The organism is Nocardia grenadensis (genome assembly GCF_050942415.1).
GTDB lineage: Bacteria > Actinomycetota > Actinomycetes > Mycobacteriales > Mycobacteriaceae > Nocardia > Nocardia grenadensis.
The window spans coordinates 1,496,084-1,511,818 of the sequence record NZ_CP192054.1 but is presented as its reverse complement, the minus strand read 5'-3'; the positions used below and the strand labels follow the sequence as shown (position 1 = coordinate 1,511,818).

At 68.5% G+C, this 15,735-nt stretch carries 12 protein-coding genes, 1 tRNA gene and 1 pseudogene; 8 read left to right on the top strand and 6 right to left on the bottom strand.

Annotated elements, in window-relative coordinates:
* Positions 1 to 445: 445 nt before the first annotated feature.
* Positions 446 to 1,696, top strand: coding sequence for a cytochrome P450 (locus tag ACQPYS_RS06745; RefSeq protein ID WP_433492004.1), 1,251 nt, complete (start codon positions 446 to 448; stop codon positions 1,694 to 1,696).
* Positions 1,697 to 1,918: 222 nt separating this feature from the next.
* The gene (locus ACQPYS_RS06740; RefSeq protein WP_433492003.1) at positions 1,919 to 2,797 is read left to right on the top strand and encodes a bile acid:sodium symporter family protein; all 879 of its coding nucleotides are present in this window, start codon (positions 1,919 to 1,921) and stop codon (positions 2,795 to 2,797) included.
* Between the two features lie 9 nt (positions 2,798 to 2,806).
* Here ACQPYS_RS06740 and ACQPYS_RS06735 read toward each other — a convergent pair whose 3' ends face one another.
* Positions 2,807 to 3,277 (bottom strand): MarR family winged helix-turn-helix transcriptional regulator, encoded by a 471-nt coding sequence (locus tag ACQPYS_RS06735; protein WP_433492002.1) that lies wholly within the window; start codon positions 3,275 to 3,277, stop codon positions 2,807 to 2,809.
* 57 nt (positions 3,278 to 3,334) lie between these two features.
* Between ACQPYS_RS06735 and ACQPYS_RS06730 the strand changes: the two genes are divergently transcribed.
* Entirely contained in the window at positions 3,335 to 4,171 is an 837-nt protein-coding gene (locus ACQPYS_RS06730; RefSeq protein ID WP_433492001.1) for an amidohydrolase family protein, read from the top strand.
* A gap of 37 nt (positions 4,172 to 4,208) precedes the next feature.
* Here ACQPYS_RS06730 and ACQPYS_RS06725 read toward each other — a convergent pair whose 3' ends face one another.
* Complete coding sequence (locus tag ACQPYS_RS06725; RefSeq protein WP_433492000.1) at positions 4,209 to 5,042, bottom strand: sigma-70 family RNA polymerase sigma factor; 834 nt, start codon at positions 5,040 to 5,042, stop codon at positions 4,209 to 4,211.
* Between the two features lie 191 nt (positions 5,043 to 5,233).
* On the opposite strand from ACQPYS_RS06725, the gene ACQPYS_RS06720 reads away from it, so the two are divergent.
* From ACQPYS_RS06720 to dhaL, 3 genes and pseudogenes are all read left to right on the top strand, one after another.
* A complete protein-coding gene (locus ACQPYS_RS06720; protein ID WP_431938710.1) occupies positions 5,234 to 5,482 on the top strand; it encodes a hypothetical protein in 249 nt (82 codons plus the stop codon).
* 22 nt (positions 5,483 to 5,504) lie between these two features.
* Entirely contained in the window at positions 5,505 to 5,963 is a 459-nt protein-coding gene (locus ACQPYS_RS06715) for a hypothetical protein (protein ID WP_433491999.1), read from the top strand.
* A 172-nt stretch (positions 5,964 to 6,135) separates the two neighbouring features.
* Positions 6,136 to 7,828, top strand: a pseudogene (gene dhaL / locus ACQPYS_RS06710) (dihydroxyacetone kinase subunit DhaL).
* 1,447 nt (positions 7,829 to 9,275) lie between these two features.
* Here the strand turns inward: dhaL and ACQPYS_RS06705 are convergent.
* A tRNA-Asn gene (locus tag ACQPYS_RS06705) sits at positions 9,276 to 9,348 on the bottom strand.
* Between the two features lie 199 nt (positions 9,349 to 9,547).
* Between ACQPYS_RS06705 and ACQPYS_RS06700 the strand changes: the two genes are divergently transcribed.
* Positions 9,548 to 9,796: a hypothetical protein gene (locus ACQPYS_RS06700; RefSeq protein ID WP_063037811.1), complete on the top strand. Its 249-nt coding sequence runs from the start codon at positions 9,548 to 9,550 to the stop codon at positions 9,794 to 9,796.
* Positions 9,797 to 9,802: 6 nt separating this feature from the next.
* Here ACQPYS_RS06700 and dnaG read toward each other — a convergent pair whose 3' ends face one another.
* The 3 genes from dnaG to ACQPYS_RS06685 form a co-directional block, all read right to left on the bottom strand.
* The gene (gene dnaG / locus ACQPYS_RS06695; RefSeq protein ID WP_431938712.1) at positions 9,803 to 11,728 is read right to left on the bottom strand and encodes a DNA primase; all 1,926 of its coding nucleotides are present in this window, start codon (positions 11,726 to 11,728) and stop codon (positions 9,803 to 9,805) included.
* A gap of 246 nt (positions 11,729 to 11,974) precedes the next feature.
* A complete protein-coding gene (locus ACQPYS_RS06690) occupies positions 11,975 to 13,222 on the bottom strand; it encodes a deoxyguanosinetriphosphate triphosphohydrolase (RefSeq protein WP_433492987.1) in 1,248 nt (415 codons plus the stop codon).
* A gap of 59 nt (positions 13,223 to 13,281) precedes the next feature.
* Complete coding sequence (locus ACQPYS_RS06685; protein WP_174551712.1) at positions 13,282 to 13,902, bottom strand: YdcF family protein; 621 nt, start codon at positions 13,900 to 13,902, stop codon at positions 13,282 to 13,284.
* A gap of 789 nt (positions 13,903 to 14,691) precedes the next feature.
* On the opposite strand from ACQPYS_RS06685, the gene ACQPYS_RS06680 reads away from it, so the two are divergent.
* Positions 14,692 to 15,594, top strand: a complete 903-nt coding sequence (locus ACQPYS_RS06680; protein ID WP_084481230.1) for a cutinase family protein — start codon at positions 14,692 to 14,694, stop codon at positions 15,592 to 15,594.
* Positions 15,595 to 15,735 lie beyond the last annotated feature (141 nt).

The following is a 15,735-nucleotide window of genomic DNA, read 5'->3' as shown; positions in this document are numbered from 1 at the left end:
GCCGCCCTCTGTCGTCGTTTCGCCAGCTCATTCGCGTACCGAGCCGGTCTCATTGTCTGCCCCGGTGGCCTCGCACCGCAATGGTTCCGACGGCCCTGCGGTGCGCACCGAAGGTCGTGATCCTGCGGAGCGCATACCGGCCACCCGGCGAGGAGATCGGCAGCAGCCGGGGCGGCAGTGCACAGACCGGGTGCCCGGCGGACTCGCCTGGCAGATCACGCGCAACGACCGTAGAGTTCTCGGGGGCCTCCGACGGCCGTACGTCCGGACCGCGGCACCCCGCGCCTGGCTTCCGCACCGCACGTTACCCCACGAGCACTGTTATCAAACACAATGTGCTGCAGAGTATTTCATGTTGACCTCCAGTAGGGTGCTACATCGTGCCGAGATGACGAGCCGACGGCTCGGAAGGTCCCGGCATATCGCGACCAGTCTGGAGTCACCCTTGAGCACGCCACCGCCCGACACCCACATCCCGCCCCGCGCCGCCCACGGTTCACCCTTCGCCGACGGCGGACCGCGCATCCCGCTCTACTCGGCCGAATTCGCCGAGGACCCGCACCGGGTGTTCGGGCAGATGCGCCGCGAACACCGTTCGATGGTGCCCGTGGACCTCGCACCCGATGTGCCGGCGACTCTGGTCATCGAACATCGGACCGCCGTCCGCATCCTCAACGATCACGAACACTTCCCCGCCGACCCCCGGACCTGGCAGCAGAGCATGCCCACCGACTGCCCTGTACTGCCGATCATGGAATGGCGGCCCGTCCCGGCCCGTAGCACCGGAATCGACCAGCAGCGTTACCGGTCGGCGAATCTGTCCGCGCTCGCCCAGGTGGATCTGCACGGACTCCGTGCGGCAGTGGACCAGATCGCGACCCCACTGATCAACTCCTTCTGCGAGACCGGCCGGGCAGATCTGCTGATGCAGTACACCTTCCCGCTGGCCTTCGGGGTCTGCAACACCCTGCTCGGTTGCCCCACCGAGATCGGGCAGCGGGTCGCCGCGGGTATGGCCGCCATGTTCGAGGGTATCGATGCCGGGGCCGGCAACCAGATGATCAATTCCGCACTGGCGGACCTGGTCGCGCTCAAACGCGCCGAGCCCGGGGACGATGTCACCTCGCGCCTGCTTCAGCACCCCGCCGAATTGGACGAGGACGAGATGGTCCATCAGCTGGCGGGTCTGTACGGCGCGGTAATCGAATTGCAGCAGAACCTCGTGGCGAATGCGCTGCTGCTCATCCTCACCGAGGAGCGTTTCGGCGGGAATGTGCTCGGCGGCAGCCTCTCCACCCGCGACGCCCTCGACGAAGCCCTGTTCGACAACCCGCCCATGGCAAACTTCCTCATCACCTACCCACGTCAGCCGATCCTGATCGACGACGTCTGGCTTCCGGCCCACCAACCCGTCGTCATCAGCATCGCCGCCTGCAACCACGACCCCTCCATCCGCGCCGACGACCACCGTGGCAACCGCTCCCATCTCTCCTGGGGCCTGGGCCAGCGGACCTGCCCCGCGCAGACCCCGGCCTATCTGGTCGCCCAGGACGCCATCGACCTGCTGCTCGACGCGCTTCCCGAACTGGAGCTGGACGCACCGGAGGGACCTTCCTGGCGACCGGGTCCCTTCCACCGATCGCTCACCGCGCTGCCGGTGAAGTTCCCACCGTCACCGCCGATTCTCCTCGGGTGACGCGGGCGCGTCCCCGCCCCGGCCGCCGCGATGCGGGCATCGAGGCGCACGGACCTGGCGCCGCCGGCTCCCACGCAGCGCCGCCTCGTCGTCGACACGCTGCTCGCCTGTGAGGTCGCGGTCGCGGCGGCCACCGGTGAACCATCGAACGACGGGCCCCCCGAGCCCCGCTTGACGGGACCCGGGGCCCCGGGCCACACTCGGCCGTCGGAAGGATGACGCATGGGGTCAATGCTTTTCGCGATCGCCCTGCCGCTGGCACTGGGTATCGTCATGTTCGGCCTGGGCCTGACCCTCACCGTAGACGACTTCGCCCGGGTGGCGCGTTTTCCCAAGGCGGCACTGATCGCATTGAGCTGTCAGCTGATCGTGCTGCCCGCTCTCTGCTTCGGCCTGGTGCGGCTGTTCGGCCTCGACGGCGCGCTGGCGGTCGGGATGATGCTACTGGCCGCCTCACCCGGCGGGACGTCGGCGAATCTGTTCAGCCATATCGCGGGCGGCAATGTGGCGCTGAACATCACGCTGACGGCGGTCAACTCCGTACTCGCCGTCTTCACGCTGCCGATCGTGGTGGGGCTGTCCTACTCGGTGTTCCTGGACGACGGCACGGGTATCGGCCTGCAACCCGGCAAATTCCTCCAGGTCTTCGTCCTGGTTCTGGTCCCGGTGGTGCTCGGCATGACGGTGCGGCGCCTCTTCGCTGCCTGGGCCCTGCGGATGCACACCGCAGTCAAGGTCGCCGCCACGGTGGTACTGGCACTGGTGGTCGTGGCGGCACTGGTCTCCGAGTTCGACGCCTTCACCGAGCATGTCGGGCAGCTGGGCGCCATCGCCCTGTTGCTGTGCGTGTGCAGCCTGATCATCGGCTACGCGGTACCGCGCGCGTTCGGGGTGGAGCGGGCGGACGCGATCGCCGCGGGTATGGAGATCGGCGTGCACAACGCGGCCCTGGCCATCACCATCGCGGTGACCGTGCTGGGCAACGAAACCATGGCGGTTCCCGGCGCGGTGTACGGCTTCCTGATGAACATTCCCGCTGCCCTCGCCACCTTCCTCTTCGCCCGCTCCCGGCGCACCCGTCCGGCTCCGGCCCCGGTATGACCGGCGCCCTCACTTCCGGCCGGGCGGACCCGTTTCGTCCGGCCGGTCCGGAAACGACGCGACGGCCGAATCGAGCGCGTCCAGCAGCTCGGCGAGCCGTGCCCGGCCGTCGACGCCGAGAGCCTCGAGAACGAGGCCGTTGAGGACCCCGTAGGTCTCCTGGGCCCGACCGATCGTCTCCCGCCCCTGAGCGGTGAGGAACAGGGCGGCCGCCCGGGGATCCTGATCGCTCACCCGCCGCTCGACCAGGCCGGCCCCGCGCAGGCGACCCATCGCGGTGACCAGGGCGGATTCGCCGAGACGCAGCCGCCGGGCGATATCACGCTGGGAGCAGCCCGGATCGTCGGCGATGACGGAAAGGATGCCGGCCTGGGCCGTGGTCACCCCGGCACTGTCGATGAGCAGGTGATCGGACTTCTTGCGCAGGGAATGCGCAACCTGCTGGATCCGGCCGATCAATCGGTACGGGTCCCTTGCCATCCTGCCCACCTCTCAATACTTTGATAGTGAAGTATACGACCCCGGAAGGAGCCGCCCATGGGCGCGATCGACGTCTGGGCCCAGCAGGTGGGTCCGCGGATGGCCCGCGAGCCCTGGCTGGCCACCCTGCTGCGCTGGACCGGTAAGGACGCCGCGGATATGGCCCCCGGTATCGACCGGACCCTCGCGCGGATGGACGCCGCCGGAGTGGATCTCGCGCTGCTCTCGGCCTGGTACGGGCCCGGTGGCCCACTGATCACCAATGACGAGGTACGGGCCGCCGTCGAGCACGCACCCACCAGATTCCGCGGCCTGCTCGGCGTCGACCTCCGCGATCCCGTACGTGCCGCCCGGACCGTCCGCGAACTGGCCGGCGACGTCTTCGTGGGCGTCCGGGTCGTGCCCTGGCTGTGGGAGCTACCGCCGGACCATCGGCTCTACTACCCCGTCTACACCGCGTGCGTCGAGGCGGGCGTACCGCTGTGCACCCAGATCGGGCACACCGGACCGTTGAAGACCTCGGAAACCGGCCGGCCCATCCCGTACCTGGAACGGGTCCTGCTCGATTTCCCCGATCTGGTGGTGGTGGGTGGCCATGTGGGATTCCCGTGGCTGGACGAAGTCGTCACGCTCTCGGTCAAATTCCCGAACTTCTACGTCGACACCTCCGCGTACGCGCTCGACCGGCTACCCGCGGCGTTCCTCGACTACGCCCGGACACTGGGCCGCCGCCGCGTCATGTTCGGTACGAACTGGCCGATGATCGACCCGGCCCGGGCACTACGCGACCTGGCTGCCCTGGGCTGGGACGAGGAACTACGCGCCGATTTCCTCGCGGGCACCGCCCGGCGGGTATTCCACCTCCCCGATCCGGCCACGGCGGCCCGGGCGTGACCACCCTCGATCCGCTCGGTCCGGGATCTCCATCGGCTCATTCCCGGGAGGTGAACGGCCCCGCGACGATCCGGCTCCCGGTGATGGAAAGGTCGGCATCGAAATCGCATTCGATCACCGCGCTGGTGAATCGGGCCGATCGCTCGTAGATCTCGGATACATGGCCGCTCAGCCAATGCGCGATGCCCAGCGATCCGACACCCGTCACACCGGCGATATGGACGATGACCCGGCCGTCGGCCACCTGCCGCGCGAGGTAGCCGATATCGATCCGGTTCGCGCTGTCGGCACGGAACGGAGAGCCGTACCGGCATCCGGACGCTTTGTCGACGAGATACCAGGTGCCGTCGATGTTCTCGAAACCCAGGGCCTTGTCGGCGGCGAGCAGACGCCGTGCCACCGGAGCCGCTTCGGGTTCGCAGATCACCACGGCGTCACCGGCCGGAACGTCCTCGGTACCGGGCTCGATCTCGAAGTGCGTGGACGCCATCGACAGGCGGGCCAGGTCGACTTCCACCCGCTGTCGGGTCGCCTGGTAACTCACGTCGAAGTGCACATGGTCGCGATCGGCCTCGTTGTCGGCCGGCCGGGGAATCCCGACCGCTACCGGGCCGACACCGAAGAACGCGCGTTCGGCCGGCGGAGCGCTGGTCCTGATCTGGCTGATCCGGCCTTTCGTCACCCCGAGCAGCTCAGCGATCTCGGTGAAACTGAGACCGGTCCGATGCGCTTCTTCGATCGCCTCTCTGCGGAGTCTCGCCAGTTCGGTGGCCCGCTGCTGGTAGCGCATGATCAGTTCGGTGGCCCGCTGACCACGGCGCACCGGGTCCGGTTCGCCACGGACCTCGTCGAACTCGCCGGCTCCATCCACAGCGTGGAGTTTAGAGGCGCTTGACGGCAAACCCGTAGCAGCCGTATCGTTGCGTTTATACCCCCTTAACCCAGCAGGCTTTGCGCGCCCGTCGGGTTTACCACGGGTAAACAGTTCGTTCTGCCCATGCTCCGCTCTCCCGGCCCGAGATAGACGCCGCTGTCCATTCATCGAACCTGCGAGGTCAGACCATGCCCGAACAGCGCCCGCCGCTGCCCATCCGGACCACCAATCGAGCCATGTCCGCAACCCTGCGGCTGTGGCAGGTCACTCGGCGCACAGACCTCGAACTCTTGGAACGGGTCGCCGCCGGACTGCGTGAGCTACCCGACGAACGCCCGCCGATCCCTCTCGGATCCGACGATCTCCCGGCCGGGCTATCCCCCGGCGCGACTACGCCGCCCCGGGTCCGGCAGTACCCGGACGCCACCGACTCCTGATAATCAGCACAGAAAGACCGATATGCCACAGCAGGACGAACCGGTGTGCGGATGCCGCATAGCGCCCTGGGTCCACACCGGAATGCTCGTACCGAAATCCTCCTCCGGGCTCTACTACTGCCCGGAGAAGTTGTACTGCCTCCACGGCACCCGGCTCGAGAACGGCCGGGTCGCGGACCACTGGCGCAACGTGCCGGGCGAATGCCCCTGGGTAGGAATCGAAGTCGTCGACAGGCCGATATGCGAATGTGGGCGCGGGCCCTGGATAAATCTTCGCTACCTGCGAATCTCCCTCCGCAGGAACCTCGTCGGGCCCGTCACCGCGATCGGCTGCCCGGGCCTGTGCCCGGGGACGCTGGTATCGGTCGACGAGGACCGGATAGCCGATCACCCACGCGACCACCGCACCCGGTGCCCCTGGTCCGGTACGCGGATCATCCCCATCGGCACTCCCCCGCCGTTGTTCCCGCCGACCCGCTGAACTTGTTACCGCGGTATCAACACACCGTCGGTCGGCCATCACAGCAGCGTTGGCAACCGTTTCGACCGATACGGCGTGCCCTCGGCCCCGCTGTGTACATCCGAGACGTACGGATCGTGCAGTTCGAGCTCGACTAGCATCGGCGAACAGTCGATCGAAGGAGAACGGGCTCGTGCGCCGACAGATCCTCAACCAGCCGGAGACCGCGCCCGAGGAGGCACTCGAGGGGCTGGCACTCACCAATCCGACACTCGTCGCCTACGACCGCACTCGCGGCATCGTCACCCGGGCCGCCCCGGCACATGACAAGGTCGGCCTCGTCTCCGGCGGTGGATCCGGCCACGAACCCCTCCATGCCGGCTTCGTCGGATACGGCATGCTCGACGTGGCCGTACCCGGCGCGGTATTCGCCAGCCCCACGGCACTGCAGGTGCACGAGGGCACCGTGGCCGCCGATTCCGGACGGGGCGTCGTGCAGATCGTGAAGAACTACACCGGCGACGTCCTCAACTTCCGGATCGCCGGTGAACTCGCCGGTGACGACAACGCCGTCGCGACCGAAACCGTGCTCGTCGACGACGACCTGGCCACCCAGAGCGCGGACGACGACGGCCCCGGCCGCCGCGGCACCGCGGCCGTGCTCGCGGTCGAGAAACTCTGCGGCGCGAGCGCGGAGGCCGGTGCCGACCTGCACACGGTCGCCGAGGTCGGCCGCCGCGTCGCCCGCAATGCCCGGACACTGAGCTTCGCGCTCGCCGCCGGTACACACCCCGGCGAAACGGCTCCGGCGTTCACCCTCGAACCCGGCGAGGTCGAACTGGGTGTCGGCATCCACGGTGAACGCGGCACCGGCCGGGTGCCGTTCGCCGACGCCGATTCGCTGGTATCGCTACTGGTCGACCCGCTGGTCGCCGAACTCGACCTGGCGCGCGGATCCGCGGTGATCGCCATCGTCAATGGTCTCGGCGGCACCTACCCCGTCGAGCTGTCCATCGCGGCGCGCGCGGTACACCGGCAACTCACCGGACGCGGTATCACCGTCGCCCGCTCGCTGGCCGGTAGCTATGTCACCTCGCTCGATATGGTCGGGGTCTCCCTCACCCTGCTGCCCGCCGACGCCGATCTGCTTCCGCTCTGGGACGCGCCCGTGCGCACCCCGGCCCTGACCTGGTGAAGGAGCTCTGCTCATGAACAACGAAGCACTACCCGCGGGATTCGGTCAGCGTTGGGTGCACACCATGTTCGACGCCTTCCTCGACCGCACCGAGGCGCTCGCCGATCTAGACCGCCGGGCCGGTGACGGCGATTTCGGCGCCAATATCGCCGCCGCCCTGCGCCGCGCCCGCGAGAACATCGACACCACCGCCCCCGACTCCTACGCGGACTGGCTGACCGCGGTATCCCGCGGCTTCCTGGGCACCGGCGGCACCAGCGGTCCACTGTTCGGCATGTTCTTCCGCGAACTCGCCCGCTGCGCAACTGGTTCCGAACCCACGCTGGCGGAGTTATCCCAGGGCCTGACCGCCGGGGTGGCCACCGTGCAGCGATACGGGAAAGCCGAAGTCGGGCACAAGACCATGGTGGACGCGCTCGCACCGGCCGCCGAAACCCTCGCCGCCCGCACCGCCGAGGGCGATCCGGCCGCGGCACTCACCGCCACCGCCGACGCCGCGGTGCGCGGCGCGTCCGGAACCGTATCGCTGGTGGCCAAACGCGGCCGGGCCAGCTACGTCGGCGAGGTGGCGCGCGGCGTGCTCGACCCGGGCGCGGCCGCCGCCGCCCTGATCCTGCAGGCCGCCGCCGCGGCCTGCGCGGAGCCGCCGGGCGATGTCGATACCGGGTGGCTCGGCAGCGCGACCGCGTGAACCGTCCGGACGATTGGACTCGGCGCCGGGCGAATGCCCACTCGAACAGGCACGCGGTGACGGTCACCGACACACGGTGATGCTCGCCCCAGAAATCGCTGCGGCCCTGTAGATCTCACCGGCCAGGCCGATCCCGCACAGCAGATCCACCTCGTGGTCCCCGAGCGCTGAGCGCTACGACGTCTACGACACCTGGGTGCGCGGCGATGTGGTCCCGCTCGAGGTGAATGCGGACACCGGCGGAGAATCTCTACGTATTCGCTTGGCGGAATCCCGCCCGCGACGGCGCGCTGCGCGCCTGCCACGGCCTCGACGTGCCCTTCACCTTCGACACACCCCCCAGCCCTCTCGGCCGCGCCTCATCGGCTCCCAGGTCCCACCGGATTTCGCACCCCTGTCGGCCGCAATGCGCGGCGCTTTCACCGCATTCGCCGAGACCGGCGATCCCGGCGGCCGAAGTTCGACACCGGCGACCGGATCCGGCGGATATGGAAGACTTCCCCCGCTCTGAGGCGCGACTCCCTGCACGCCTCACGCCGGATCTGGCACAACCGCCACCCGGCCGCGAAAACGGATACCGATCGCGTTCCGTGAGTGTCCGCCGGCTATTGGGTGGGGCCACGTGGTGGTCGTGGCCGCTGCCGATCCGGGTTCCCGCTCGGCGGCCCACGTGCGAATGCTTCGGCACTGCCGAACGGGCCGCAGCTCGCGAACCGTCCGCGCTCGACGGATGTTCACCCTCGAGGATGAACATCCGTCGCCGAGGCCCTACTCCGGTCGCACGACGACCACACGCGGCGGTCGATGTGCCGGATTCCGATGCCGAGCAGAATTCCCGACAGTGCCGGTACCGGAGGTCGAAACGTGCGTGTGTCCATACAATCCCATCCAACCGCCCGGACGGCGCTACTTTCGGTGATCGACCGAACAGTTGCTGGTCAACAACGGTGCCGAGCCGAAGGGGTGCGTTGATCGGGCACAGCACCAGATCCATGAGCGGGCCTTTGACAGGTGCAGTCGCCGACGAGCCCGGAGTTATTTCGGTGAATCGGTACCCAGACGGCCGAAACGGTTTACCGCCGGTGCCGGTGGCCCCTGATCGGGTCGCCGATGGTCGGTATCGCCGGCCCCGACCCGCTTGGCACGCTCAGCCAGGGCAGTAAGTCCCAGGTGGGCGTCGGCTGTGTAGCACACGATCTTGCCCTTGTGATTCTTCGAACGGCCGAGTATTCCGGCGTCGGCCCACTCTGAGGGCACGGTGGGCGGCGACAGCCTAGACGCCCGAAATCGGCCCGCAATGGGCTCCACCCGGGTCCACCCACCCAGTTCTGTTCGGTACGCAGACCAGCTGGTAATCGGCCTGGATCGGTCGGCCAGGGCTGACGAACGCATCGGGTCCCGGATCTTCCACACCGGCGCGGGTATTCGGCCTGACCTGCGGTTTCTGCTCCCCCAACTGGACTCGAACCAGTAACCTGCCGATTAACAGTCGGCTGCTCTGCCAATTGAGCTATAGGGGATTGCTCGGCGGCCTCGCCCGTACCGGGCTGACCGAGAGGAAACTCTAGCGTATGGGTGGGTGCGCGCCCAAATCGCGGGGTCGAGCCGGGGTGGGCGGCCGAAAAAGGGTCCGACCGGCCGTGGGGACCGGATCGACAGGCGTCGGTGCGGTCGGGCAGGATGGGTCGGCACGGACTACTGGGAGGAGCTCCACCCACAATGTTGCGGTTGATCATCGGTATCGCTGCCGGTTATGTGCTGGGCAGTAAGGCCGGGCGGGCACGCTATGAGCAGATCAGCGCGAGTGCCCGCGCGGTAGCGGGGAGCCCGGTGACGCGCAAGCTGGTGCAGGTGAGCAGACAGAAACTGTCGGACAGGTTGAGCACCCGGCCGAAGCTGGAGCCGATGGAGCCGCTGGACGAGCGCACCACCGTGATGGTGCCGCACGATCAGCTACGGCGACGCTAGCCGGGGTCAGGCGGCACCGAATTCGCTGGTGCCCATGGCCTGTTCCAGCAGACTCTTGCGGTACTGCTCGAGGGCGACGAGGTCGGCGAACAGGGCCATATAGATCTCCGGTTCGTCGACGGAAGAGACGCGGTGCAGCCGTGACTTGAGTTCGGCGATCTGCCGGCCGACCAGGGCGGCCTGGGCATTGGCGAGGACCCCGGTGATGAACCGGGGGATATCGCCGGTGGTCTTCACCGGCAGCGGTTCACTGGCGAGCTCGGAGACCAGGGCACGCAACGTGAGGTCGTCGGTGTGGTCGCCGATCGCACTCACCCAGTCCGCACCCGACAGGCCCGCCGCCACTCCCCCGGCTTCGGCCATGAGCGTGCGCACGGCGATATAGGCGGGGTGGGTGAAGGCGTCGGCTTCGAGGGCGTCGAACGCCGGACCGGCGATCTCCGGGTACTGCAGGCCGGCGGCGAGGGCCTGCCGCTGGGAGCGCAGTACCGGGTCCCGGGGGTCGGGACGGGCGGCGGGCGGCGTGGGGCCGGATTGCTCGCTCCGGGGCGCCCGGGTGGGCGGGGCGGCCGCGGCGCCGCGCAACTTGCGGGCCTCCTCGTCGACCCGGCGGTACACCAGTTGCGGATCCTGCCAGCCGGTCCATTCGGCGAGCTGGGTCGCGTAGCGTTTACGCAGTCCGTGGTCCTTGATCTGGGCGACGATGGGAACCGCCCAGCGCATCACCTCGACCTGACTGTCATAGGTGAGGGCCCGGGTACGGCTGTCCTCGCGTTTGGCGATCTCCTGGCGCAGCGCGAAATCGAACAGTGGCTCGCGGCGGGCGACCATATCGCGCAGGGCGGCGTCCCCGGAGTGCTGGCGCATCTCACAGGGATCCTGGCCGTCGGGCGAGACCACGACGTAGGTCTGCCCGGCGACCTTCTGATCACTGAGGAATGCCTTGAGGGCGGCGGCCTGGCCGGCGGCGTCGCCGTCGAAGGTGAAGATGATCTCGCCGCGCCAGAAGTTGTCGTCCATGAGCAGCCGGCGCAGGATCGCCAGATGGTCGTCACCGAAGGCGGTACCGCAGGCGGCGACGGCGGTTTTCACCCCGGCCAGATGCATGGCCATCACATCGGTGTAGCCCTCGACGACCACGGCCTGATGGCCCTTGGCGATCTCCCGTTTGGCGTGGTCGAGACCGAACAGCACCTGGGATTTCTTGTAGAGCAGCGTTTCCGGGGTATTGACGTATTTGCCCGGCATGGTGTCGTCTTCGAAGAGTTTGCGGGCGCCGAAACCGATCACATCGCCGCCGAGATTGCGGATCGGCCACAGCAGCCGCCGGTGGAACCGGTCGATCGGGCCGCGCCGACCCTGCCGGGACAGACCGGCCGCCTCGAGTTCCTTGAAATCGAAGCCCCGGTTCAGCAGGTGCTTGGTGAGGGTGTCCCAGCCGTCGGGGGCGTAACCACAGCCGAACTGGGTCCAGGCGGCCTCGTCGAAGTTGCGGTCGGTGAGGTACTTGCGGGCGACCGTGGCGTCGGGGCCGCGCAACCGCTCGGCATAGAACTCGTGGGCGGCGGCGTTGGCGGCCACCAGCCGGGACCGGGTGCCGCGGTCACGCTGGACCGATGTCCCGCCGCCCTCATAGTTGATCCGGTAGCCGATCCGGTCGGCCATCTGCTCGACGGCTTCCACGAAACCGATGTGCTCGATCTTCTGCAGAAAGGCGTACACATCGCCGCCCTCGTTGCATCCGAAACAGTGGAACAGGCCGTGGTTGGGCCGCACGTGGAAGGACGGGGACTTCTCGTCGTGGAACGGGCACAGCCCCTTCATCGAGTCCGCGCCGCCCCGTTTGAGCGCCACGTACTCGCCCACCACATCCTCGATCCGGACGCGCTCCCGAATGGCGGTGATATCGCGAGCAGGTATTCGTCCGGTCACGGAGTCGAGTCTAGGCGAGCGGGTCCACACCGGAACCCGAGCACCCTGGCGCGTGTGCGGCCGGTCATCCATAGAGAGACGATCATTGAGCGCTTACGGTGACGTGGACCTACTCGGGCCGGTCGACGCACGAGCGCATACGCCCTCCCCCACCTGCTTCGAAGAGTCGGCAGCCACGGTCGGTCGATAAGGGACCCGGCCGGCCCGTGGTGCCGAAGGCGACGCCGATCATGCCGGTGAGCACTGTCACGAATCCAGGGTGGCGGCGATCCGTTCCAGGCGGCTCTCGGTGTAGGAGGCGATCTGGTCGACGATCACGCGAACCCGGGCGCTGTCGTCGGCGGCGGTGTCCCACCAGGGCAGCAGCAGCGGATCGAGTGCGGCGGGACCGGTGGCGAGCAGGTGTTCGGCGACGGCGGTGAGCCGGGCACGCTGCTCGGCCTGACGCAGCTTGTGGTCGGGATCGGACATGACGTAGCGCAGCGCGACGGTCTTCAGGACAGCGACCTCGGCGGCGGCCACCGGCGGCACCACCAGGTCGGCGGAGTAGCGGGCGAGCGGTCCGGTATGGGCCGCCCGCGTGGCCACGACCGCCGCGTTGGCGAACCGGCCGACGAGTTCACTGGTGAGCCTTTTCAAGGCGACCGAACTGGCGAGGGTGCCGTCGTAGACGAACACCTCCGCGACGACGGGCAGTTCGGACAGGCGTTGCGCGGCGGCCACCAGATCGTCGACCGAGAGGTCGCGATGCTGCACATGTCCCAGCTCGGCCAGCGCGACCCGCTCCACCGGATCGGCCAGGGCACGCAGATCGATCCGGCCCGCGATGATGCCGTCCTCCACGTCGTGCACCGAGTAGGCCACATCGTCGGACCAGTCCATCACCTGGCATTCCAGCGCCGGCCGCCGATCCGAGGCGCCCTTGCGGACCCAGGACAACCGGTCGGCGTCCGCCTCGTAGGCGCCGAACTTGCCACTCGCCGCGGTGCGATGCCACGGGTATTTGATCGTGGCGTCGAGCGCGGCGCGAGTGAGATTGAGCCCGACACTGCCACCGTAGGAATCGACGACCTTCGGTTCGAGCCGGGTGAGGATCCGCAGATTCTGGGCGTTGCCCTCGAACCCGCCGGCACCGGCGGCAAAGATATCCAGCGCTTTCTCGCCGTTGTGACCGTAGGGCGGATGGCCGATATCGTGCGCCAGTCCCGCGAGTTCGGCCAGATCCGGATCGCAGCCGAGGCCGTCGGCGATACCGCGGCCGATCTGCGCGACCTCCAGCGAATGCGTGAGCCGGGTGCGCGGCGTATCGCCGTCGCGGGGACCCATCACCTGGGTCTTGTCGGCGAGGCGGCGCAGCGCGGCCGAATGCAGTACGCGCGCACGGTCGCGCGCGAATTCGGTGCGGTGCCCGTTTCCGTGGGCTCCGGCACCGGCCAGGCCCGCCGTTTTGGGGGCCTCGCCGACCAGGCGTTCGCGGTCGTGCTCGGTGTAGATCACCGCACCAAGTCTGCCACCGGGCCGTGACCGGCCGGGAGGTCCGGCGGGTGAAGGCTTCACTGCCCGGCGGTGTAGTTGAAATCCGCCGAGAAATGGGTGAGCTGATACCAGAGCAGAGCGGCGGTCTCCCGGGCGATACCGTGCGCCTGCGATTCCCGGGTGTACACGGCTGGACCGGTGCGGGTGGGTGCGGTCCAGGCGTCGAGCCCGGCGTCGCGGGCCATGGTGCGGGTCCGCAGCGAATGCCACGGATCGCTGACCAGCACCGCGGAATCGAGGCCGCGGCCCTGCATCGCGGCGGCCACGGCTTCCACGCTGCGGAGCGTATCGGAACCGGTCTCCACGGCGAGGATGGCGCTCTCCGGGACGCCCGCGTCCATCAGGTACATCTTTCCCGAGGCGGCCTCGGTGTACAGGTCACCCTCCTGCTTGCCGCCGACCGTGATGACAAGGTCCGACACCCCCTGCTCGTACAGGCTCGCCGCCTGGTAGAGGCGCGCCTCGAACACCGACGACGGTGTCCCGGAGTACTGCGCGGCGCCCAGCACCACGATGGCGTCGGCGGGTGTGTAGTCCTCGATCCGCGCCACCTGCCACACCCGCACGGCGGTACCGCCCACCAGGATCAACCCCACCACCAAGGCACCGCCGAGTAGCCGCCCGGCCCAGCGCAGGATCACGGCACCGATCCCGCGCGCAGCACCGGAGTCGGCACGCGAATCCGGTCGTGTACGCACTGGCGTCCAAGTCACGACACAAGTCTGCCAGGCACCTTCCGAGCCCCGGACACCGCGCGAGCCCGGGTGCCATACCTCGCCGTAACGCGAGGATTCGAGATTCGGGCTGGTCAGGTGATCGCGGACGGATCGGCGGCACCGCGGGGGGCGTGAACCGGAGGGCGCAGACACCCGTCGCCCGGTCGGACGGGCACTTCTTATGGCCCGAATCGTTATCAGTGACCCTCCTTCCGAGGGAACAGAGCCGCTTCATGGGCCTCGTCCACACGCGCCGAGCGCGTCCGCCACGCCCCGGGAACTCCAGTCGAGTACGGTAGCGATTTCCCCGGTCCGGACCGTCATACCGTGCCTACTGCCCAGGTCGCGTCGGCGGACAACGGGGCCGGGCGCGCGAACACCCGAGACCGCCGCGGGTGCGGTGGCCGCGGCACACCGACCCGGGCACCGAAACCACCGTGAGCGGGCGGATTTCACAGCACAGCGCCGCCCGACGGTGAATATCCCGTTGATCAGGGCCGAACACCGGTAGATTCGACTTTCGGAACGGGCCCCGATGTGCTTGGCTATCCCTCGGCGAGATCTGAAGTGCCTCTGATCCATCCATCGGGGTCGACGAACTCGCACCCACACGTCACACCACAAGGGCGTGGCATGCCCGTCGACTGTTTTGGGAATCCTGGGAACAGGTGAACGGCCGGTGGCCGTCTCGGTGAGCACATGGAGCACACGATGTTTTCTCGATGGAAGAGCGCCACCGCCGGTATGGCGGTAATCCTCGCGTCGGTCCTCGCGCCCGCCGTGGCCACGACGGCCCACGCGGCGCCCGCGAACTGCCCCGACCTGTATGTGGTCGCGATCCCGGGCACCTGGGAGACGTCGAAGTCCGACCCCGGCAAGGGAATGCTCGCCCTGGCCGCCGACGGCCTACCGGGCAACGCCCACACCGATTACGTCGCCTACACCGCCACCGCCTTCCCATGGGAGGGCGAGGTCTACGGTCGCTCCAAGAACGAGGCGATCTCCGGAGCCCGCGGACTGATCTCCGATGTGGCGCGACGCTGCGGAAACACGCGATTCGCGCTGCTCGGCTACAGCCAGGGCGCCGATGCCGCCGGTGACCTCGCCTCCGAGATCGGCACCGGGCTCGGCGTGGTCCCCCCGGACCGGGTGGGCCTGGTCGGCCTGATCGCCGACCCGCGCCGCTCCCCCCTCGACAACCTCATCGGCCCACCGGTACAGGGCGCCGGCGCCGGCGGCCCCCGGCTGACCGGTTTCGGCTGGTTGAGCAACCGCACCTACACCTTCTGCGCAGTGGGCGACCTGTACTGTTCGACCCCCGACGGCGATTTCGCCGCCCGAATCGCCGGGTTCTTCGCCCAGGTCTCCAATGCCGACCCCAGCCAGCTCGGCAACTACCAGACCCTCGGCATGCAGCTGCTCAACGACGCGTTGGCGGCGGGTGGACTCGGCCTGCTGCACGACCAGCTCAACAACAACGCTTATGAAGAGCGTAAGAAGCAGGTCGACGATTTCGTGAAATCCGGCATCCACCAGAGCTACCCGGGCTACCAGGTGGCCGGTGGTGTCACCACACTGAGCTGGCTGCGACAGAAGCTCGTCGAACTGTCCTGACGCCCGGCCCCGCACGCGCCGGGGCCGGGCACACGCTCCCGAAACGGCGGCCCGCCGTCCGGCGACCGACTCCTGGTCGCCGGACCACGGCCGGTCCGCCGGTTCCACATTCGCGGGTGTCGCCGCCGCGTCGTTTCCTTC